The 21351-nt window shown below is 45.4% G+C and carries 17 protein-coding genes and 1 riboswitch; of the genes, 14 read left to right on the plus strand and 3 right to left on the minus strand.

Going from position 1 to position 21351, the window contains the following annotated elements; translation table 11 throughout:
* The 7 genes from OCV47_RS07760 (at position 1) to OCV47_RS07790 (ending at position 8425) form a co-directional block, all read left to right on the plus strand.
* The gene (locus OCV47_RS07760) at positions 1 to 1059 is read left to right on the plus strand and encodes an ABC transporter permease (RefSeq protein ID WP_262654587.1); all 1059 of its coding nucleotides are present in this window, start codon (positions 1 to 3) and stop codon (positions 1057 to 1059) included.
* Positions 1060 to 1070: 11 nt separating this feature from the next.
* Entirely contained in the window at positions 1071 to 2165 is a 1095-nt protein-coding gene (locus OCV47_RS07765; protein ID WP_262654588.1) for an ABC transporter ATP-binding protein, read from the plus strand.
* A complete protein-coding gene (locus tag OCV47_RS07770; protein ID WP_262654589.1) occupies positions 2149 to 3093 on the plus strand; it encodes an ABC transporter ATP-binding protein in 945 nt (314 codons plus the stop codon). The genes OCV47_RS07765 and OCV47_RS07770 overlap by 17 nt, the downstream gene beginning before the upstream one ends.
* A 339-nt stretch (positions 3094 to 3432) precedes the next feature.
* Positions 3433 to 4725 (plus strand): UDP-N-acetylglucosamine 1-carboxyvinyltransferase, encoded by a 1293-nt coding sequence (locus OCV47_RS07775; protein WP_117448819.1) that lies wholly within the window; start codon positions 3433 to 3435, stop codon positions 4723 to 4725.
* A gap of 180 nt (positions 4726 to 4905) precedes the next feature.
* A riboswitch (SAM riboswitch) is annotated at positions 4906 to 5004 on the plus strand.
* A 209-nt stretch (positions 5005 to 5213) separates the two neighbouring features.
* Positions 5214 to 6401 (plus strand): methionine adenosyltransferase, encoded by a 1188-nt coding sequence (gene metK / locus OCV47_RS07780; protein WP_117448818.1) that lies wholly within the window; start codon positions 5214 to 5216, stop codon positions 6399 to 6401.
* 99 nt (positions 6402 to 6500) lie between these two features.
* Positions 6501 to 7736 (plus strand): sensor histidine kinase, encoded by a 1236-nt coding sequence (locus OCV47_RS07785; RefSeq protein ID WP_262654590.1) that lies wholly within the window; start codon positions 6501 to 6503, stop codon positions 7734 to 7736.
* Entirely contained in the window at positions 7736 to 8425 is a 690-nt protein-coding gene (locus OCV47_RS07790) for a response regulator transcription factor (RefSeq protein ID WP_117448816.1), read from the plus strand. Before OCV47_RS07785 ends, OCV47_RS07790 begins: the two co-directional genes overlap by 1 nt.
* A 143-nt stretch (positions 8426 to 8568) precedes the next feature.
* Here the strand turns inward: OCV47_RS07790 and OCV47_RS07795 are convergent, their stop codons facing one another.
* Positions 8569 to 9444, minus strand: coding sequence for an oxamate carbamoyltransferase subunit AllH family protein (locus OCV47_RS07795; protein ID WP_262654591.1), 876 nt, complete (start codon positions 9442 to 9444; stop codon positions 8569 to 8571).
* 505 nt (positions 9445 to 9949) lie between these two features.
* Here OCV47_RS07795 and OCV47_RS07800 point away from each other — a divergent pair.
* The gene (locus OCV47_RS07800) at positions 9950 to 11191 is read left to right on the plus strand and encodes a dicarboxylate/amino acid:cation symporter (protein ID WP_262654592.1); all 1242 of its coding nucleotides are present in this window, start codon (positions 9950 to 9952) and stop codon (positions 11189 to 11191) included.
* 70 nt (positions 11192 to 11261) lie between these two features.
* On the plus strand, positions 11262 to 12494 hold the full coding sequence (locus tag OCV47_RS07805) for a M20 family metallo-hydrolase (RefSeq protein ID WP_262654593.1): 1233 nt from the start codon (positions 11262 to 11264) through the stop codon (positions 12492 to 12494).
* A 66-nt stretch (positions 12495 to 12560) separates the two neighbouring features.
* Here OCV47_RS07805 and OCV47_RS07810 read toward each other — a convergent pair whose 3' ends face one another.
* Positions 12561 to 13310 carry a sulfite exporter TauE/SafE family protein gene (locus OCV47_RS07810; RefSeq protein ID WP_256297925.1) on the minus strand — a complete coding sequence of 250 codons (750 nt, stop codon included), beginning with the start codon at positions 13308 to 13310 and terminating at the stop codon, positions 12561 to 12563.
* A 15-nt stretch (positions 13311 to 13325) separates the two neighbouring features.
* Positions 13326 to 14225 (minus strand): alpha/beta hydrolase, encoded by a 900-nt coding sequence (locus OCV47_RS07815; RefSeq protein WP_262654594.1) that lies wholly within the window; start codon positions 14223 to 14225, stop codon positions 13326 to 13328.
* A gap of 182 nt (positions 14226 to 14407) precedes the next feature.
* On the opposite strand from OCV47_RS07815, the gene OCV47_RS07820 reads away from it, so the two are divergent.
* The 5 genes from OCV47_RS07820 (at position 14408) to OCV47_RS07840 (ending at position 21339) form a co-directional block, all read left to right on the plus strand.
* Positions 14408 to 17404 carry a bifunctional FdrA/YlbE family protein gene (locus tag OCV47_RS07820; RefSeq protein ID WP_262654595.1) on the plus strand — a complete coding sequence of 999 codons (2997 nt, stop codon included), beginning with the start codon at positions 14408 to 14410 and terminating at the stop codon, positions 17402 to 17404.
* A gap of 18 nt (positions 17405 to 17422) precedes the next feature.
* On the plus strand, positions 17423 to 18358 hold the full coding sequence (gene arcC, locus OCV47_RS07825) for a carbamate kinase (RefSeq protein ID WP_262654596.1): 936 nt from the start codon (positions 17423 to 17425) through the stop codon (positions 18356 to 18358).
* Positions 18359 to 18441: 83 nt separating this feature from the next.
* On the plus strand, positions 18442 to 20052 hold the full coding sequence (locus OCV47_RS07830) for an L-lactate permease (protein WP_262654597.1): 1611 nt from the start codon (positions 18442 to 18444) through the stop codon (positions 20050 to 20052).
* Positions 20053 to 20064: 12 nt separating this feature from the next.
* A complete protein-coding gene (locus tag OCV47_RS07835) occupies positions 20065 to 20268 on the plus strand; it encodes a hypothetical protein (protein ID WP_262654598.1) in 204 nt (67 codons plus the stop codon).
* Positions 20269 to 20334: 66 nt separating this feature from the next.
* Positions 20335 to 21339, plus strand: a complete 1005-nt coding sequence (locus tag OCV47_RS07840; protein WP_117448808.1) for a FadR/GntR family transcriptional regulator — start codon at positions 20335 to 20337, stop codon at positions 21337 to 21339.
* Positions 21340 to 21351: the final 12 nt, after the last annotated feature.

Raw genomic sequence — 21351 nt, forward strand, 5'->3', positions numbered from 1 at the left:
ATGAGTGAACAGACGATCAAGACTACACAGAATGCATATGTTCCGACAGACGCTGATTTCCGACTGAAGGACAATGCAGGAGAGATCACCATTGATACTAACTTTGCGGCACAGAGCTTCTGGAAAGACGTAACGCTCCGATTCTTCCGAAAGACCAGCGCATGGATAGGACTATTTTTGATTATTATTATTACTGTGCTGGCTATTGTGGGACCGGGCATGAATGAATATACCTATTCCGGACAGGAGCTGAGTCAGAAGAACTTTGCACCGCGTGTACCTGGACTGGAAAAGCTGGGAATTTTTGATGGCGTGGAGAGAATGACTACTTCTTCAGGAACCAAAGAATTTGATAAATACACAGAGAATAATCTGACGGATGTGTATTACTGGTTCGGAAGTGATAATTTTGGCCGTGATATCTGGACCCGTACCTGGGAAGGAGCCAGAGTATCTCTGATCATTGCGGTGGCTGCAGCCCTGATTGATATGATCATTGGTATGAGTTACGGCTTGATCTCGGGTTATTTTGGTGGACGAACCGATATGATCATGCAGCGTATTCTGGAGATCGCCAATGGTATTCCCCGGCTGGTTATTGTGACGCTGCTGCTTCTGGTGTTAAAACCAGGTATGCTGACCATTATTTTCGCATTAATGCTTACAGAATGGGTAGGTATGAGCCGAATTGCCCGTGCAGAAATGCTGAAGTTAAAAGAGCAGGAATTCGTTCTGGCTTCCAGAACCCTGGGGGCAGGACATTTCTTCATTATTTTCAAGCAGATTTTGCCGAATATCATTGGACCGATCATTACACAGGTAATGTTCTCCATTCCGACAGCAATCTTCACAGAAGCATTTTTAAGCTTCGTAGGTCTTGGTATTCCGGTACCGCAGTGTTCTCTTGGATCACTGATCTCAGAAGGATTTAACAGTTTTACCACGCATCCGTTCCAGATCATTCCGCCGGTTATCGTTATGGCGCTGCTGATGCTGAGCTTTAACCTGGTAGCAGATGGACTTCGTGAAGCACTGGATCCAAAACTGAAAGAAATGTGAGGTGCGTGTAGATGTCAGAAACGAAAGAAAAGATTCTTAAAATTAATGACCTGGATATTACGTTTAAGACAACAGCCGGACCGGTGCATGCCATTCGTGGTGTGAATATCGATCTGTATAAGGGAGAAACGGTAGCGATTGTAGGTGAGTCCGGATCTGGAAAGTCTGTTACGATGAAAGCTGCTATGGGAATCCTGGCTTCCAATGCTGTTGTAGACAGCGGAAGCATTGAGTTTACCTATAGCCATGCAGATGGCAGCAAAGAGACGGTAGATATCCTGACCCAAGATAAGAAATGGATTCGTAAACATATCAACGGAAAACGGATTGCCATGGTATTCCAGGACCCGATGACCAGTCTGGATCCAACCATGACCATCGGAAAACAGATCATGGAAGGAATGATCTGGCACTTTAAGACTCCGAAAAAAGAAGCCTGGGACAAAGCAGTAGAGCTGTTAAAAGAAGTTGGTATTTCTGATGCAGAAAAGCGTATGAAAAATTACCCGCATCAGTTGTCCGGTGGTATGAGACAGCGTGTGGTGATCGCCATTGCTCTGGCCTGCAATCCAGATCTGCTGATTTGTGATGAGCCGACTACTGCACTGGACGTAACCATTCAGGCAAAGATTATCGAGCTGATCAAAAAGATTCAGGATGAACGCGGCATTTCTGTTATTTACATCACCCATGATCTGGGAGTGGTGGCCAAAGTAGCAGATTATGTTAATGTTATGTATGCCGGCAAGATTGTGGAAAAAGGTACTATTGATGAGATTTTCTATGACCCGAGACATCCATATACCTGGGGCCTGTTATCCGCTATGCCGGATCTGAATACCGATGATCACAGACTGTATACCATTCCTGGATCACCGCCAAACCTGCTTCATGAAAAGACGGGAGATGCATTTGCACCACGTAACCGTTATGCACTGGAGATTGATGATAAGCTGGAGCCGCCAATGTTCCAGGTTTCCGATACTCATTACGCAGCAACCTGGCTGCTGGATGAACGGGCACCGAAGGTGGAGATGCCGGCAGAACTGAAGGCACGAATTGAACGAATGAAGGAGGAGGCAAAGAAAAATGGCAGTGAATTATAATGCAGAGCCGATCCTTACCGTCAATGGCTTAAAACAGTATTTCAAAGTCAGTAACACCTTTACCGTGAAAGCTGTGGATAATGTATCTTTTAAGATTTATCCAGGAGAAACTTATGGACTGGTAGGAGAATCCGGTTCCGGGAAATCCACCATTGGACGAAGCATTATCCGCCTGTATGATCCAACTGCAGGAGAGATCCATTTTAATGGAAGAGATATCAGCGGGAAGCTTTCCAGGGCGGATAACCAGGCGTTGAGAACACAGATGCAGATGATTTTCCAGGATCCAATGGCCTCTCTGAATCCGAGAAAAAAGGTGCGCGATATCCTGGGAGAAGGTCTGGATATTCATCATCTGTATAAGACAAAGGAAGAAAGAGAGACCATCATTAAAAACATTCTTGCAAAAGTAGGACTGGCACCGGAACATGCGGCCCGTTATCCGCATCAGTTTTCCGGTGGACAGCGTCAGCGTGTGGGAATTGCCCGTGCACTGATTATGAATCCGAAGCTGATCATCGCAGATGAATGTATTTCTGCACTGGATGTATCCATTCAGGCGCAGGTAGTCAATCTGATGAAGGATATTCAGGAAGAGACAGGGCTGGCCTATCTGTTTATCGCCCATGACCTGTCCATGGTAAAATACATTTCCGACCGTATCGGAGTACTGCATCTGGGACACCTTCTGGAGACAGGAACTACAGATGAGATCTTCGCCAATCCGGTACATCCATACACCAGAAGCCTGCTGTCTGCTATTCCGGAGCCGAATCCGAGACTGGAAAAAGATCGGAAGTCTGTGACTTATGATTATGCCACAAGCGGCATTGACTACAACGTAGGAAGCTATCACAGTATGGGCGGTCAGCATCAGGTGTTTGGTACCGATGAAGAGATCCAGAAGTGGACAAAAGAAAAGTTTTAATTGTATATTAACAAAAATTCAAAAACAGGATATGTGCAAAATAGAAAAAATTGCGCATATCCTGTTTTTACCTTGTGTAAAAATTGCGCGAAAGGTTACTATATATGGTAGATGACAAGGGAAAACAAGACAAGTAGCACAAGATAGTGTTGCAAAATAATTGCAAGAAAAGTCGCAATTATTGCGAAATATGAATTCTTGTTTACAAATTTTAAGATTGTGGTATAATAGATAAAGATATTTTTATAAGGGGTAGAAGCGGACAGGGGAAAAAGCCGCTTCGAGAATATCAAGTAACCTGAAAATGGGAAGAGTATAAATATAATTCAGAGGTGTCAAATGGAGCAGTATATAATCAAAGGCGGAAATCCGCTTGCCGGTGAAGTAGAGATCGGCGGTGCGAAGAACGCGGCATTGGGTATTCTTGCTGCAGCAATTATGACAGATGAGACTGTACGGATCGAGAATCTTCCAGATGTACAGGACATTAATGTGTTATTAGAAGCAATCAGTGAGATCGGCGCCAGTGTCACCAGAGTAAGCAGAACTTCAGCACTGATTAACGGATCCGGTATCGGAAGCGTCAGTGTTGACTATGAATATATAAAGAAGATCAGAGCATCCTATTATTTGCTTGGTGCATTACTTGGCAAGTATAAGAAGGCAGAGGTGCCGCTTCCGGGAGGATGCAATATTGGAAGCAGACCAATCGACCTTCACTTGAAGGGATTCAAGGCGCTGGGGGCCAAGGTACGCATCTCTCATGGTGCAATCATTGCAGAGGCTGATCATCTGAGAGGAAGCCATATCTATCTGGATACCGTATCAGTTGGTGCTACCATTAATATTATGATGGCAGCGGCTATGGCTGAAGGCCGCACGATCATCGAGAATGCAGCGAAGGAACCTCACGTTGTTGATGCAGCGAACTTCCTGAACAGCATGGGAGCTAATATTAAGGGAGCAGGTACTGATGTGATCCGTATCCGTGGTGTAGAAAAACTTCATGCTACCGAATATTCGATTATTCCGGATCAGATTGAAGCTGGGACCTTTATGTTTGCAGCAGCAGCTACCAGAGGAGATGTCATCGTGAAGAATGTTATTCCGAAGCATCTGGAAGCCACAACGGCGAAGCTGGTAGAGATCGGATGCCAGGTGGAAGAGTTTGATGATGCAGTACGTGTGGTAGCGACCAAACGCTTGAATAATACCAATGTGAAGACCCTGCCATATCCTGGATATCCTACCGATATGCAACCACAGATCGGTGTGGCACTGGCGATTGCGAAGGGAACCAGTATTGTGACGGAAAGTATCTTTGAGAATCGATTCAAGTATGTGGACGAGCTGATTCGTATGGGAGCAGACATTAAGGTAGAAGGTAATACGGCAGTGATCTATGGTACGGAGAAGCTGATGGGAGCCAGAGTCAGTGCACCGGATCTTCGTGCAGGAGCAGCTCTTGTGATTGCAGGACTGGCTGCAGAAGGGATCACCATTGTGGACGATATCGTATACATTCAGCGAGGATATGAAAATTTTGAACAGAAGCTTCGTGGACTTGGCGCTGAGATCGAGCGTGTCTCCAGTGAAAAAGAGATTCAGAAGTTCAAACTGAGAGTTGGATGATTTACCAACTTGTATTATAAAAAAACTATAAAATGCCCAGATTACTCTTGACGAAAGAGAAATCTGGGTATATCTTTATATATGCGTGTGATACAGATGTCACACAGAAAACAGCATAAAGTATGTTGTAGCTATTCAGGTTCTATTATCTTGTATGGGGACTGAATAGATACGGTATTTCTCTTATTCAGAGTGGTGGAGGTACAGAGGACCTGAGAAACCACGGCAACCCCGCACAACGGAAGGTGCCAACCTGAGCGAGCAATCGAACAATAAGAGGATGAACTGTCATATATGATAGAATGTCCGCTTATTTGAGTGGACATTTTTTGATGCACCAATGTCGAAAAGTGAATTCCTCGAAAGCAGGAAATGCCGGATCAGTACATCATACTAATATTAACTGGACTAATGTGGTACAGTTATTTACAGGATGATGTACGAAATACTATTAACCAATGAATTATTTTTACGAGAGGAAAAGAAAGATGGAAAGACGTTTATTTACATCCGAGTCCGTTACAGAAGGACATCCGGACAAAATGTGTGATGCGATCTCAGATGCGATTCTGGATGCATTACTGGCACAGGATCCAATGAGCCGTGTAGCCTGCGAGACTGCTACCACTACAGGTATGGTTCTGGTTATGGGTGAGATCACCACAAAAGCATATGTGGATATTCAGAAGATCGTTCGTGATACGATTCGCGAGATCGGTTATACCAGAGGTAAATATGGATTTGATGCAGATACCTGTGGTGTGATTACAGCCATTGACGAGCAGTCTAGTGATATCGCCATGGGCGTAGATAAGGCTCTGGAAGCAAAAGAAAATCAGATGACTGATACAGAGATTGAAGCGATTGGTGCCGGAGACCAGGGTATGATGTTCGGATATGCGACCAATGAGACAGAAGAGTATATGCCATATCCGATCGCCCTTGCACATAAGCTGTCCCGTCGTCTGACTGAAGTCAGAAAGAATGGTACACTGTCATATCTTCGTCCAGATGGAAAGACTCAGGTAACAGTGGAATATGATGATAATGGCAAACCGGTAAAACTGGATGCAGTAGTATTATCCACACAGCATGATCCGGATGTGACACAGGAACAGATCCATGCAGACATTAAGAAATATGTCTTTGATGAGATTCTGCCACAGGAAATGGTGGACGAGAATACCAAGTTCTTCATCAATCCGACCGGACGCTTTGTAATCGGTGGACCTCACGGAGACAGCGGACTGACCGGACGTAAGATTATCGTAGACACTTATGGTGGATATGCAAGACACGGCGGCGGAGCATTCTCCGGAAAAGACTGTACAAAGGTAGACCGTTCAGCAGCTTATGCAGCACGTTATGCTGCAAAGAATGTGGTTGCAGCAGGTCTGGCAGATAAATGTGAAGTTCAGCTTTCCTATGCCATCGGTGTAGCACAGCCAACATCTGTTATGGTAGATACATTTGGAACAGGTAAACTTTCTGATGAGAGAATCACCGAGATTGTACGTGAGAAATTCGATCTTCGCCCGGCTGGAATCATCAAGATGCTTGATCTGCGCCGTCCAATCTACAAGCAGACAGCAGCGTACGGACATTTTGGAAGACTGGATCTGGATCTCCCATGGGAAAAACTGGATAAAGTAGAAGATCTGAAAAAATATCTGTAATAGTTCACAGAAAATTTAGAAAACACCATCTTTGTTTAGATGAATTCAAAACTCCTTTATGGTATACTGAATAAGGAATACCGTAAGGGAGTTTTTTATATGAAGTTAAAGACAAGATTATTTATCGCATTTGCGGCGATACTGATTATTCCGATTATGTTGATGAGCATGGTTATGCTGACTGTAGGGAATCGTCAGTTTAAGGCACTTGAGAAGTATGCGCAGAAGTATCAGATCTATCAGGGACAATATGAAGTGGAACAGAAGAATTCTATGGATGCGGATGAACAGGAACAGGTTCAGGATAATGAAGATACGGATGGAGGGAGCCTGTCAGAGGATGTGACCGATTATGCGTCGGGAATCGTACCGGAGTTCCGCAGCTTTTTATATGATATGGCGACGATCATCATCGTGATTCTGGTGGTGACAGCAGCGATACTGATGTTATGGATCTATGCAGGGATTAGCGTGCCGTTGAACAAGCTGCGTAATGCCACCCACAAGATTGCAGAGGGAAATCTGAATTTTACCATGGAGGTCACCGGAGAGGATGAGATCAGTGATCTGTGCCGGGATTTTGAAGAGATGAGAAAGCGGCTGCTGGAGAGTACGGAGCAGAAGCTGGAGTATGATCAGGAGAGCAAGGAACTGATCAGCAACATTTCCCATGACCTGAAGACTCCGCTGACAGCAATCAAGGGTTATGTGGAAGGGATCATGGATGGTGTAGCTGATACGCCAGAGAAGATGGATCGCTATATTCGAACTATTTATAATAAGACTAATGATATGGATCGCCTTATTAATGAATTGACTTTTTATTCCAAGATCGATGCGAACCGTATTCCATATACATTCAATAAGATTAATGTGAAGAATTATTTTGAAGATTGTGTGGAGGAGATGGGAATCGAGCTGGAATCCAAAGGTTTTGCCTTTTCCTATAAGAATGAAGTAGATGACAGCGTGGAGGTCATTGCAGATGCAGAACAGATCAAGCGTGTTATCAACAATATTGTTAGCAATTCTGTAAAATATATGGATAAGAGTGATCCAAGGATCGACATCCGTGTAAAGGATGTGGGAGATTTTGTACAGATCGAGATCGAAGACAACGGACGGGGAATCGGAACGAAGGAACTTCCGAATATCTTTGAGCGTTTCTACCGTGCGGATGCCTCCAGGCATTCGGCCGGTGGAAGCGGAATCGGATTGTCTATTGTCAAAAAGATTATTGAAGACCATGGCGGAAAGATCTGGGCCAGCAGTACACTGGGCAAAGGAACCGTGATGTACTTCGTATTAAGAAAATATCAGGAGGTGCTGCTCTGATGAGTAAGATTTTAATTGTAGAAGATGAAGAAAGTATTGCAGAACTGGAGAAAGACTATCTGGAACTCAGCGGTTTTGAGGTTGAGACAGAGAAAGATGGAAAGGCGGGACTGGAAAGAGTCCTTGCTGAGAAATACGATCTGTTGATTCTGGATCTGATGCTTCCTGGCGTGGACGGATTTGAGATCTGTAAAAAGGTCAGAGAAGAAAAGAATATTCCGATCCTCATGGTATCGGCCAAGAAGGATGATATTGATAAGATTCGTGGCCTTGGCATGGGTGCGGATGACTATATGACAAAGCCATTCAGCCCAAGTGAACTGGTAGCCAGAGTAAAAGCTCATCTGGCCCGTTATGAACGTCTGGTGAATTCCAATGTGAAGGAGAATGATATCGTAGAGATTCGTGGAATTAAGATTGATAAGACTGCCAGAAGAGTCTGGATCAACGGGGAGGAGAAGAACTTTACAACGAAGGAATTCGACCTGTTGACCTTCCTTGCAGAGAACCCGAATCATGTATATACCAAGGAAGAACTGTTCCGTGAGATCTGGGATATGGAGTCCATCGGAGACATTGCAACGGTTACGGTGCATATCAAGAAGATTCGTGAAAAGATCGAATTTGACACAGCCAAGCCTCAGTATATAGAGACAATCTGGGGTGTTGGATATCGGTTTAAGGTGTAAACATATATATAAATGGAATATATATAAAAAGGAGGCCACTTTTCAAAAATACGAAAAGTGGCCTTTTTGAGCTATAAATTAGTAAATATTGTGGCACATCGTGTCTCAACCTTGCATTCTGTTGATCGTATTCTGGTATTTGATCATGGAGAATTGGTACAGACAAAAGGAGTCAAAGCTGTCAGTGCCATATAGATTCCGCACAGTGTATCGATACCGGAAGAATGACCGATGCTGGAAAAGGCCAGATAGATCTGTCTGGCTGTTACATCAGGATCAGTCAGGAGATGCACTGGAGCACTGAATTGTCCAAGCACTGCACAGCGTAAAAATGTAGCACTGATTTCGTTGGTGCGATCCAGGGTATGCAGAATATGCTGCTCCAGAAATGGCAGAAATACAGAACTTCCATCTGACAGTCTCAGCCCGGCAAGAAAACCGCATAGAAAGTCATCACCGCTTGGAGTCAGACCAATCCCCAGCCCAATCAGATGACACAGGCAGTCGGCCATTTCGTAAAAGTCCTCAGATGCCTGGAGAATCTGGATAAACTGTGTCAGATACTGACTGGCAGCGCGCATATAGAGGGAGTTTTCGAGCAACTCTGGCTGATTCAGGATCAATTCCATTCCACGCATATGAGCTGGAAGCGGGGAAGAACCTGCCATGGCAATAGCCTCACGGATTTTGGTATCCAGTCTGGAGAGATGCAAAGAAGACTGCACTGTCTCTGAGCCAGAAAGAGGTAAAAACAGATCCTGGCAGCAGGTATGACTGGTATTTAGATGGAAAGTCAGTTGTTGGCCGACCATAAAAGTGAGGTCAGCCAGCATCTCTTCCGTATAATCGGTAATCAGACTGACAGGGGAAAGGACGGAAGCCCTTGGCTGAAGTGTCAGCATCTGATCGCCGGTTCTCAGATTTACGGCTTTGTGATAAACCGAGTGAACGGTGGGCACAGAGGCTTTTTTTAAATTGTCAAGTGCAAAAGTGGAGGCCTGTAAGATCCTGAGTTGCATAGTGTTGTCCTGCCTGTCTGAAATAAAAATCTGGATTCTGCTGTAAAAGAAAGAAGCCAGTCCTGACTTCTATCATAGCAGACAGGGGGAAGGATGGAAAGAAAAATTCCAATTTTAATGAATTTTACTGGACTGATTAATTTATAAATCTGACAGCTTGCATAAATAAAGGAAAACTCAATATTTTGATAAATAAATAACGATTAAATTCTGGTTGTTTTTATAAAATTTTTATTATATAATGTCCATTAGAAAAACACATGGAACACAAAAAGGTAACTGAAGATTTCAACAAACGTGTCTGGCGGGACGAAGAAGACCCGGACAGCACAGCAGAAATGAGAACACCATTTCTGCAGGGTGAGAACCGGAGGTTACCATTTTTTTATGTATAATTACAGTGGGCAAAGGCCGGTACACATCTGTGCTTGCACAGAGATGAGTACATGACCCTGGAACCTGTAATGATATAGTGTAATGTGTAACACAAGCAGGAGGAGAGAATATGAAGACGAAGAAACTGTCACTTACAACATGGATTATCATTGCTACACTGGCTGGAATCATATTTGGTTCTATCGTAGGGCCGTGGGCATCTAATCTGAAATTTATTGGTACCATTTTTATCCGTCTGATTCAGATGTCTGTCGTATGTCTGGTTATGACATCGGTAGCAGCTGCGATTGGGGGAATTGAAGGAAAAGGCGCCGGTAAGATGGGTCTGGTAACTTTTATCTGTATTATTGTATTTACTCTGATTTCCGCAGGCTTAGGACTTGCTCTTGGACTGATTGTTAAACCAGGTGTAGGTGTAGCCATCGGTACAGAAGCTGCTGCCGTGGAAGTGGCATCGGCCAGCATTACGGAGACATTGACCAACTTTGTGCCAACGAACATTTTCAGTGCTATGGCGAATGGTGACATGGTACCTTGTATTCTGTTCTCTATTTTCTTCGGTGTATGTGCCGGATCTTATGGCAGAACAAGCGGTAATGATATTGTGATGGATCTGATCAAAGCGATTAATGGTGTCATCATGAACATCATCAAGATTGTTATGAACCTTGCACCAATCGGTATCTTCTGTCTGCTGGCGGATGTGGCTGGTGGTACAGGATTTACAGTTGTCCTTCCTATGTTAAAGTTCCTGGGGTGTCTGCTGATTGGTGATGTGATCCAGTTTATCATCTATGGCCCTTTTACCGCAGCATTCTGTGGTGTCAGCCCTGCAAAAATGCCAAAGAAATACTCTAAGATGTCTATGATGGCGGTCACTACCACATCATCTGCAATCTGCCTTCCAACCAAGATGGAAGATATGGTAACCAAGTTTGGTGTAGATCGTAAGGTGTCAGATTTTGTAGGACCGATCACCATGTCTATGAACAGTTGTGGTGCAGTGCAGTGTTATGTACTGGCTATGCTCTTTATGAGCCAGGCGACCGGCATGACTTTCACTATGGGACAGTTTGCCATGACCATTCTTCTGGCCTGCCTGATGTGCATGGGAACGATCGTAGTTCCTGGTGGAATGGTAGTTACTTATACATTTTTTGCAGCAACTATGGGACTGCCTACAGAAGCAGTCGCTATTCTGATCGGTATCGACTGGTTCTCCGGTATGTTCCGTACATTGATGAACGTAGATGTGGACGTTATGGTTGGTATGATCGTATCAAAGGTATGTGGTGTTTTTGATAAAGATGTATACGATGAGAAGAAGAAAGTTTCTTACGAAAATCAATAAGAGAGATTATGGCAAAGCAAATCTATAGGCAATGTAGATTTGCTTTCGCTGAATAATAAGGAGAAAGCACATGGATTTAAAGAAAATAACAACAGAGATCGCAGATGACCTGGATTTCCTGAAAACATTTACTGCAACACCTGGAAATGGCTGCACCAGAATGCCATTTACCAGAGAGACCAGAGATGCAGCGGAATATCTGAAAAAGATCATGAAAGAAGCCGGACTGGAAGTGAGAGAGGACTGCGTGGGAAATATATTTGGTGTACTTCCTGGAAAAGACAGAAGTCTTCCATGTATCATGGCCGGATCCCATTATGATTCAGTATATAATGGAGGAGATTATGACGGAATCGCCGGCGTGATCTGTGCAGTAGAACTGGCAAGACTCCTTCATGAAGAAGGTAAGAATCTGGAATGTGATTTTGTGGTAGCTGCATTTATGGACGAAGAGGGTTGTCGTTTTGGAACCGGATACTTTGGCTCCAAGTGTATGCTGGGTCAGATGACCATAGAAGAATGTAAACATTTTACCGATAAAGACGATATTTCTGTATATGATTCCATGAAGTCTTATGGACTGGTTCCGGAAGAACTGGTTAATGCGGCATGGCCGGAGGGATCGATTGGACATTTTATTGAACTTCATATCGAGCAGGGACCGGTTCTGGACGCAACAGGAATTGAACTGGGGCTGGTAGACTGTATCGTTGGAATTCAGAGATACATGATCACGGTAAACGGACGTTCCGATCATGCAGGAACTACCCCGATGGATATGCGTCAGGATGCAGTAGATATCGCAACGAAAGTCATCAGCAAGATTGGTGATATGGCAAGAGCAGAAAAGCCTGGTACAGTCGCTACCGTAGGCTATATGAAGGTAACACCCAGTGCTATGAATGTAGTGGCGCAGTCGGTAGATTTCAGCATCGATATCCGTTCCACAGAAAATGAGATCATCGACAAGATCGCATCTCAGATCATGGCTGAGCTGGACAAAGAGACACAGGCAACAGGGGCTACCTATAGCGTAGACCGTAAGCTGACGATTACACCGGTACAGTTAAGTGCACCTATGCTGGATATCATGGAAGGAAGCTGCAAGGATCTGGGGTATTCCTATAAGAGAATGCCAAGTGGTGCCGGACATGATGCACTGGCCATCGGACAGTCTATCGATACGGTCATGATTTTTGTGCCAAGTAAAGAAGGAAGAAGTCACTGCCCGGTAGAACACACCGAATATGAGGCATTCTCCAAGGCAATACAGGTATTATATGAGCTGATCCAGAAAATCTAAGCCATTGGGGACGCAAGTTTCCGGCTTTCCGGGGTCTATGGAAAGTGTAAAAATCTCCGGACAGATTTAATTCCCGGAGATAACTTTGATAAATAGTAAAATCAAGACAACAATGATAATGGGACGAACAATTTTCGTCCCGTTTTTCATGACCATACCACTGCCTATGTAATGTCCGGCAAGACAGAATGCTGCACCGGCGAGACCTGGGGCATATAGAATATATCCGCTGCATAAAAACGTAAACAGAGCGGCGATATTGGAAGATAAATTGATCAGTTTTACATTTCCGGATGCAGTTCGTATGTCCATGTGAGCGAGTCTGGTCAATGAAAGAAGAAGAAAAGTGCCGGTTCCGGGACCATAGAAACCATCGTATATGCCGATAAGAAAGGCACAGACAGAGACAATTGCCATGCGTTTTCTCAGGGAAAATGAAGTATCGTGCCGGATCTCCTTTTTGTCAGTCAGCACACAGACAGCCACGACAGGAAGAACCACTAACATGATTTTTTTCAGAATGACATCACTGGTCAGCAGCACCAGATGGGATCCACAGGTGGAACCGGCTAATGCACAGAGAATACCAGGAATAGCAATCAGCCTGTCGAAATATCCATGTTTGCAGTAGCGCACAGTGGATGCAGTCGTGCCAATGGAAGAAGAAAGTTTATTTGTGGCCAGTGCGTTGTGAGGCGGAAGACCTGCGAGCAAAAAGGCCGGAAGAGAAATCAGACCGCCGCCTCCGGCAATAGAATCCACCAGACCGGCAAGAAAAGTAAGCGGGCAGATAATCAAAAATGGAATGAAATTCATGGCTGGATACCGTCCTTATATCAGAGTATGTAAAAATATAATTGTTTCTTTCAGCAGTTCTTTTGTCTGGGCACTGCTGGTGTCCCGGTCAAAGTCGTGTTGACTGCCGGAGGCAATAAAACGCTTTGCGTGATATTTTTCCGTCAGTTTCTGGAATTCTGTAAATGGCACATCGGTATCTCCGGTGCTGTGTGCGCAGAAAACAGGACATGGCAGTTCGCTGCACAGACGCAGAGAATAGTATAATAAAAAGTATTTTTCCCGATCATGGTAGAAAAGAGACTTCCATTTTCCGGACTGCCTTGCATAAACATAGGCAGAATAGTGGGTATCCAGTGGTCCTTCTGTATGTGGCTCAGATGGTAGAGAGTCCAGAATCGCTTCGGACACCGTCGGAAGCGTCTGGTAATAGTGACTTGGATTTTCATACCAGAGATCTTCCAGAAAACCATATCCATAATAAGAGAGGACACCGACAGGTGCTTTTTTTAATACAGGCATATCATCTGGTATGGGAAAATCATGTTTTCCCATGCTGGCAGCAGCCAGAAGCGTCAGATAAGCGCCACTGGAACGCCCCAGGAGCACATAAGGCAGGGGATCAGCCCCCGGCGCAGTTATCTGGAACAGATCTGGCTCAGTCAGATAGAGATTTACAGAATCTGTCACATCCTGCAGGATCGCTTTCACATCGCAGGCAGGTGCCAGTGGATAGTCAAAGGCAATCACCGGAAAACCCTCAGATGTGAACTGTTCCAGATGTGCTTCCGGAAGATCACACCGAGATCCATAGAGCAGACCGCCACCGTGAAAGTAGAGAATACAGGCTCTTGAGGTTGCGTCCGGGTTCTTGTATATCGTGGCAGATTTCTCACAGAATCTGCCCTTTATCGAAATCGTATTCATAGTATACATAATCTAAACTCCTCGTGTTAAGTCCATTATTGTTCCCATTGGATCTTAGCATAACAGGAGATTCATTTCAATCATGCATCACAGATATTCAAAAATTAATTTAAAAATCTATTGAAAAACAGCCTGCTTCTTGCCATAATAGAGATAGTAAAAAGTGGCTGACCACAACAGGAGGAATGTTCATGTTAAAGACAATTGTGAAAAAAGGCAGTTATCATGATTCCGTTGTTCTGATGCTTTTGACCAACCAGATTTCCGCACTGGAAGGCGTAAAGAAGGCATCCATCATGATGGCAACACCGGCAAATAAAGATATTTTCAGGCAGAGCGGACTAGATACACAGGAACTGATGGAAGCAACGGCCAATGATATGGTGGTAGTAGCTGATGTAGAGGACGACAGTCTTCTGGATCAGATTATGGAAACAGCAGAAGAATTTTTTAAAAAGCAGTCAACGGTCAGCGCAGGTAAACAAGAAGAAAGTGTAAAGTCCTGGGATAAGGCTCTGGATAAGCTCCCGGATGCCAATCTGGCAGTGATCTCCATTCCGGGCATGTACGCAGCGCTGGAAGCAGACCGTGCACTGGATGAAGGCATGAATGTCTTTATGTTTAGTGATAATGTAAGTCTGGAAGATGAAGTGGCGCTGAAGAAAAAGGCGCATGAAAAGGGACTTTCTGTGATGGGGCCGGACTGCGGTACCGGAATCATCCAGAGTGTGCCGATCGCATTTACCAACAAAGTAGCACCAGGTTCCATCGGTATCATCGGAGCATCCGGAACCGGAATTCAGGAACTGACCACGATCATCGACCGTCTGGGCGAAGGCGTGAACAATGCCATCGGAACCGGCGGAAGAGACTTATCCACAGCAGTAGGTGGTATCACGATGATGGATATGATTGATGCCATGGAAAAAGATGATACCGTAAAGGTACTGATCGTTATTTCCAAGCCACCTGCAAAAGAAGTCAGAGAAAAGATCTCAGATCGTCTGAGCAATTTCAGCAAACCGGTGATCACCCTGTTCCTGGGTGAAAAACCAGAATACCATGAAGAGAACTTTTATCATACGTATACGCTGGATGAGACTGCCCGTCTGGCAGTCAGCCTGGTAAGAGGCGAGGAGATCCCGGAGGCCACAGCAGATGTGGACAGTTCCGAATTCTACAAGGCAAAAGACAAAAAAACGATCAAGGCATATTATTCTGGAGGAACACTGGCCAATGAGGCTGCGATGCTGATCAAGGATGCCATGAACTGTGAGATCCCACCGGAAGATATCGAGGGATATATGCTGCAGTTAAATGGCAATGTTGTCATTGACCTGGGAGATGATGCTTATACCAAAGGCAAACCACATCCGATGATTGACCCGGCAAAACGTATCGAGTGTATGCAGGAAGCCGTAGACGATGAAAGTACCGGAGCTATTTTGTTCGATATTATGTTAGGTTACGGCTCTCATGAAGATATGGCAGGAGCGCTGATCCCAACGATTGAAGAGTTGAAGAAAAAGGCGGAAAATGCAGGAAGAAAGGTCTTCTTTGTAGCGACCGTATGCGGAACCAGAAAAGACTTCCAGGGCTATGATGAAGCTGTGAAGAAGTTAAAAGACGCTGGTGTGATCGTCTGCGAGAACAATAAACTGGCAGTTCGTACCGCTATTCAGGCCATTGGACTGGACTTTGAAGAACCGGCAAAAGAGATTCGCACAAAGAAAACAGCCATCGCAGAGAAAGCAGAGCCATCCGAGAAACTGATGCAGCTGCTTTCCCAGAAGCCGAAGATTATCAACATTGGTCTGAAGAGTTTTGCAGAAGTAGCAGAGGACTTTGGCTGTGAAGTAATACAGTATGACTGGATGCCACCGGCAGGAGGAGACGTACGTTTGATCAAGACTCTGAATTTTCTGAGAAACTACGAAGGTATTGACGAAGCCAACAGGCGTGTCATTGCCAAAGTGGTAGCCAGCCAGCCGGTAATCAAACATGTAAAACGTGCCAAAGAAGTGATCCCGCAGATCGCAGAAGGAAAAGTGATCCTTCATGCAGGTCCGCCAATCGAATACAAAAATATGCCGGATCCGGTACAAGGATCCTGTGTAGGCGCTGTTCTTTTCGAAGAATGGGCAGATAATGAAGCAGATGCCAGAGCACTTCTGGAATCCGGGGAAGTGAAGTTCATTCCATGCCATCACTGCAATGCAGTAGGTCCAATGGGAGGTATAACCTCTGCCAATATGCCGGTATTTGTAGTAAAGAATGAGACAGACGGCAATGAAGCTTACTGTACGATGAATGAAGGGATCGGAAAAGTATTAAGATTTGGTGCTTATTCAGAAGAAGTAGTCAATCGTCTGCGCTGGATGAGAGATGTCCTTGGACCGACACTGGATCGTGCGATTACAGAGCTGGGCGGTTTAAGTGTCAATCCTCTGGTTGCAAAAGCAGTGGCTATGGGAGATGAATTCCATCAGAGAAACATTGCCGCATCTCTGGCCTTTATGAAAGAGGTCGCACCAACCATCACCAGACTGGATATGTCCGAAAAAGATCGCTATGATGTGATCAAGTTCCTGGCAGATACGGATCAGTTCTTCCTGAACATTATGATGGCAACTGCAAAATCCGTCATGGACGGTGCACGTACCATCACAGACGGAACCATCGTCACATCTATGTGCCGCAACGGTGTGGAATTCGGTATCCGTATTGCCGGTATGGGAGATGAATGGTTCACAGGCCCTGTAAATACCCCGAAGGGGCTGTATTTTACCGGATATGACGAAGAAGATGGATGCCCGGATATGGGTGACAGCGCTATCACAGAGACCTTCGGTGTGGGTGGCATGGCCATGATCGCTGCTCCGGCCGTTACCCGGTTCGTAGGAGCCGGTGGATACGAAGATGCTCTTCGTGTCAGCAATGAGATGGCAGAGATCACCATTGATCACAATCCGAACTTTATCATTCCGACCTGGAATTTCCAGGGAACCTGCCTGGGTATTGATGCCAGACTGGTTGTGGAAAAAGGCATTACTCCGGTGATCAATACCGGTATCGCTCACAAGATCGCAGGCTACGGACAGGTAGGTGCCGGAACGGTTCATCCGCCAATGGAATGCTTTGAAAAAGCAATTCTGGCATATGCGAAGAAACTGGGGTTTGAAGCGTAAAAATACTGGTGTGAAACAATGAAAAAGAAAAAAGTAGTGATTGCTCTGGGCGGAAACGCCCTGGGCAAAAATGTGGAAGAGCAGAAGGAAGCAGTAGCAAAGACTGCAAAAGTAATTGTGGATCTGGCCTCCCAGGGACTTGATATTATCATTACCCACGGAAACGGACCACAGGTTGGCATGATACAGGATGCCATGGACAGCCTGGTGGTGCAGCACGAAAATTATAAACAGGTGCCTTTGCCGACCTGTGTGGCCATGAGCCAGGGATACATTGGCATCGATTTGCAGAACGCCATTAAATATGAATTATACAGCCGTGGAATTGACGGAAAGGTATCTACCATTCTGTCACAGGTAGAAGTAGACGAGCAGGATCCTGCATTTCAGAATCCAACCAAACCGATCGGCCGTTTCCTGACGAAGGAAGAAGCAGAGAAGAATATGGCACATGGCATTTCCTGCATGGAAGATGCAGGCAGGGGTTACCGCATTGTGGTGCCATCCCCGATGCCAAAACGGATCCGGGAGCTGGAGACGATCCGGACGCTGGTACAGGCAGGACATATCGTTATCACCTGTGGCGGCGGGGGAATTCCGGTGGTATCCAGAAATGGTCGTCTGGAGGGCGTTAATGCAGTTATTGATAAAGACAATGCCAGCAGCCTGCTGGCAGAGAAGCTGGATGCAGATTATCTGGTGATTCTGACGGCGATAGAAAAGGTTGCTATCCATTTTGGAAAGGAAGACCAGCAGTGGCTTTCGGATCTGACCGTGGAGCAGGCAGAAAAATACATGGAGCAGGGAGAATTTGCCAAAGGCTCTATGCTTCCGAAGATCGAGGCGGCGGTACGCTTTGCCAGATCCGGGGAAGGAAGAAGTACCCTGATTACTCTGCTGGATAAAGCGGCAGAGGGAATTGCAGGAAAAACAGGAACTATGATACATTCCTGATGGATTTGAGAAAGAAAAAGACTCCGGGGTTTTGCGGCAAGAGCAGAGCTCCGGAGCATTTTTGCAAAAGAAAAGGAGAAATTATGAACATACCGGTAACACCATTTATGTGGCTGATGGCATTTTTGCCGATCATTGTTTTGCTGATTTTGATGTTGAAGTTCAAGTGGGGAGCCACAGAAGCGGCTCCGCTGGGATTGATGATTGCGATTGTAACAGGGCTTTGCTTTTATAAAGCAGATGTGCGGCTTTTGGCAGCGGAGAGCGCCAAGGGATTCTGGAGTGCGCTGGTGATTCTGATTATCATCTGGACTGCCGTTTTGCTGTACCAGGTGGGAAATGAGGCCAATGCCTATCAGGTGATTCGAAACGGACTGAAGAAGTTTCTGCCAAACGAACTGCTTCTGGTACTGGCAATCGGATATGTATTTACCAGCTTTTTACAGGGAATCACCGGATTTGGTGTTCCAGATGCGGTAGGTGCGCCTCTGCTGATCGGAATAGGAGTCAATCCACTGTGGGCCGTAGTCCTTCCTCTGTTTGGAGAGTCCTGGGGAAATACCTACGGAACACTGGCAGCAGCATGGGATGCCCTTGCCATGTCAGCGGGCCTGACGCAGGGAACTGGTGTCTACCTGATGACGGCGTTTTGGACAGCCGCCTTCATCTGGTTCTGGAATGCAGTCAGCGGATTTGCAGTCTGCTGGTTCTATGGAAAAGGCAAAGCCATCAAAAAAGGCTTTCCGGCAATTTTGCTACTGTCTGCAATTCAGGGTGGTGGAGAACTTCTTCTCAGTCAGATCAATACCACGCTGTCCTGTTTTGTGCCGGCCTGCGTCTCACTGATTGCAATTTTATTCCTGGGACGGACCAGATTTTACGGAGAAGAATGGTGTGTGGAAGACAGCCCGATTATGAACCGTCAGCATACGGAAAAAGAAAACAGCCAGGTGTCCACAGATATGACACTGTTGCAGGCATTTGTGCCGTATATTCTGCTGTCGGTGATTACACTTGCAGTACTGCTGATTAAGCCATTGAACAATGTTTTGAATCAGGTGGCACTGGGGCTGCCGTTTCCGGAGACTGTCACCGGCTATGGAAGAGTGAATGCAGCATCTGACTGCTACTCACCGATCCGGCCCTTCACCCATGCAGGCATGTTCCTGTTTTTATCTGCGGTGATCGGTCTGGTATACTATCGAAAAAAGGGGTGGATCAAAAAAGGCGGCGTGAAAAAAGTATTTGTAAATGCTATTTCTATGACCATGCCGTCCGGCATTTCCGTCATTGGTCTGGTTATGATGTCAAAGGTCATGGACGGAACCGGACAGACCATTGTGCTTGCCAACGGTATTGCAAGTGTACTGGGAGGAGTATATGTACTGCTGGCACCATTTATAGGTCTTCTTGGAACCTTTATGACAGGAAGTAACATGAGTTCCAACATTTTGTTTGGCGGCTTTCAGGCAACTACGGCAAATTTGCTGAATGTGAATGCATCGGTAGTACTGGGCGCCCAGTCAGCCGGAGGCGCAGTGGGAAGTACGATTGCACCGAGTAAAATCATTTTGGGAACCACTACAGCTAATATTCTTGGACAGGAAGGCGAAGTCATCAGGAAGATCATGCCGATTACATTGACGGGTACTGCGATTATCGGTATAATAGGGTACCTGCTTACGATTATTTAGGGGGGAAAAACTATGGAACAAAATGGATTTTTTCAGACAAAAGCAGGACATCTGACCATTGCATTTCTGGTGATTGCAGTGGCATTTGTACTGATTGTAACAGGACTGCAGTCTGATGGAAACGGACTGTGCACGGTGGGATTCCTGATGATTGTAGCAGCTATGTTATATTCACCGGTGAAAGTGTATCTTATTGACCGGATGTATAGAAAATAGAGAGAGGGTAACTGTTCAGAGCCTGTGGTGTCTGCGAAGGTACTGAACGGATGTGAAAGAAAGTATATGGAATCGACAAATTTAAATTCGAGCCACAAAAAAAATAATCTGAGATATTTAAGACGGTATCTTGGACTGACACAGAAGGAATTTATAGAGCGTTTTTTAAGTGAACCGGACGGAACAGCGAAGATGAGCATTGCCACTTATTCTAATCTGGAATCCAGAGGAGGCGTAAGACTCAATGACGTGGTACTGATGGTGGCAGATCAGTTATCTGTCAATTCTATGATTTTTTCCATGGAATCCACAGAGTTTGCAGAGAAGATCGATATGCTTCTGCCGAGTCAGGAGCGTACCAGACAGATTCAGGAAAACGGCATGCGAAAAGGAAATATTAACCAGCTCCTGTATCGTCTGACCATGTATTTTGCAGATCAGATCTTTGATCATAAGCTGAAAAAAGGAGATCAGATCGAATCTGACCGTGTGCTTGCGGTGAAGCTGGGCGTGGGGCGTTCAGCGATCCGGGAGGCTTTAAAGGTACTGGATGTGCTGGGGATGATCGATATCCGTCCGGGACAGGGCACTTATATCAGCAACGATGAGACGAACTTTTTTATTATCCCATTATCCTGGTCCCTGTTTTTGAACGGAAAACAGGTGGAGAACATCCTGACGGTGCGAAATCTCCTGGAAGTAAAGGCAGCGGAGCTGGCGGCAGAGTGCACGGACGCAGAAGCACTGGAAAACTTAAAAGCGGTAGATGCGAAGATGAACCGTGCCTACGCAGAACAGGATTACAAGGCATTTCTGGAGACAGACCTGGAGTTCCATCAGGGGATTGCCAGATGTTCCCGGAATACAGTGATTCTGAGCATGATGCAGACCATCAGCAGCCTGATGAAGCATGTCAGCGGAAGTGGTATGGTCAATGCACAGCAGCTAAAGGAAAGTGAAGAAGAACACAGTCAGATCTATGACTGCATTCTGCAGCATGACGGAAAGGGTGCAGCGGAGGCCATGCAGTATCATCTGGAAAGAGCAGCGGGAAGATATAATTATCGGTAAGAGAAAATGGCT

The sequence above is a fragment of the Muricoprocola aceti genome, from assembly GCF_025567005.1.
GTDB classification, from domain to species: domain Bacteria; phylum Bacillota; class Clostridia; order Lachnospirales; family Lachnospiraceae; genus Marvinbryantia; species Marvinbryantia aceti.

Bases quoted from the DNA above. Each gene is read 5' to 3' on its own strand.
- OCV47_RS07760 (WP_262654587.1), top strand. From the start codon at position 1: ATGAGTGAACAGACGATCAAGACTACACAGAATGCATATGTTCCGACA.
- OCV47_RS07765 (WP_262654588.1), top strand. From the start codon at position 1,071: ATGTCAGAAACGAAAGAAAAGATTCTTAAAATTAATGACCTGGATATT.
- OCV47_RS07770 (WP_262654589.1), top strand. From the start codon at position 2,149: ATGGCAGTGAATTATAATGCAGAGCCGATCCTTACCGTCAATGGCTTA.
- OCV47_RS07775 (WP_117448819.1), top strand. From the start codon at position 3,433: ATGGAGCAGTATATAATCAAAGGCGGAAATCCGCTTGCCGGTGAAGTA.
- metK (WP_117448818.1), top strand. From the start codon at position 5,214: ATGGAAAGACGTTTATTTACATCCGAGTCCGTTACAGAAGGACATCCG.
- OCV47_RS07785 (WP_262654590.1), top strand. From the start codon at position 6,501: ATGAAGTTAAAGACAAGATTATTTATCGCATTTGCGGCGATACTGATT.
- OCV47_RS07790 (WP_117448816.1), top strand. From the start codon at position 7,736: ATGAGTAAGATTTTAATTGTAGAAGATGAAGAAAGTATTGCAGAACTG.
- OCV47_RS07795 (WP_262654591.1), bottom strand. From the start codon at position 9,444: ATGCAACTCAGGATCTTACAGGCCTCCACTTTTGCACTTGACAATTTA.
- OCV47_RS07800 (WP_262654592.1), top strand. From the start codon at position 9,950: ATGAAGACGAAGAAACTGTCACTTACAACATGGATTATCATTGCTACA.
- OCV47_RS07805 (WP_262654593.1), top strand. From the start codon at position 11,262: ATGGATTTAAAGAAAATAACAACAGAGATCGCAGATGACCTGGATTTC.
- OCV47_RS07810 (WP_256297925.1), bottom strand. From the start codon at position 13,310: ATGAATTTCATTCCATTTTTGATTATCTGCCCGCTTACTTTTCTTGCC.
- OCV47_RS07815 (WP_262654594.1), bottom strand. From the start codon at position 14,225: ATGTATACTATGAATACGATTTCGATAAAGGGCAGATTCTGTGAGAAA.
- OCV47_RS07820 (WP_262654595.1), top strand. From the start codon at position 14,408: ATGTTAAAGACAATTGTGAAAAAAGGCAGTTATCATGATTCCGTTGTT.
- arcC (WP_262654596.1), top strand. From the start codon at position 17,423: ATGAAAAAGAAAAAAGTAGTGATTGCTCTGGGCGGAAACGCCCTGGGC.
- OCV47_RS07830 (WP_262654597.1), top strand. From the start codon at position 18,442: ATGAACATACCGGTAACACCATTTATGTGGCTGATGGCATTTTTGCCG.
- OCV47_RS07835 (WP_262654598.1), top strand. From the start codon at position 20,065: ATGGAACAAAATGGATTTTTTCAGACAAAAGCAGGACATCTGACCATT.
- OCV47_RS07840 (WP_117448808.1), top strand. From the start codon at position 20,335: ATGGAATCGACAAATTTAAATTCGAGCCACAAAAAAAATAATCTGAGA.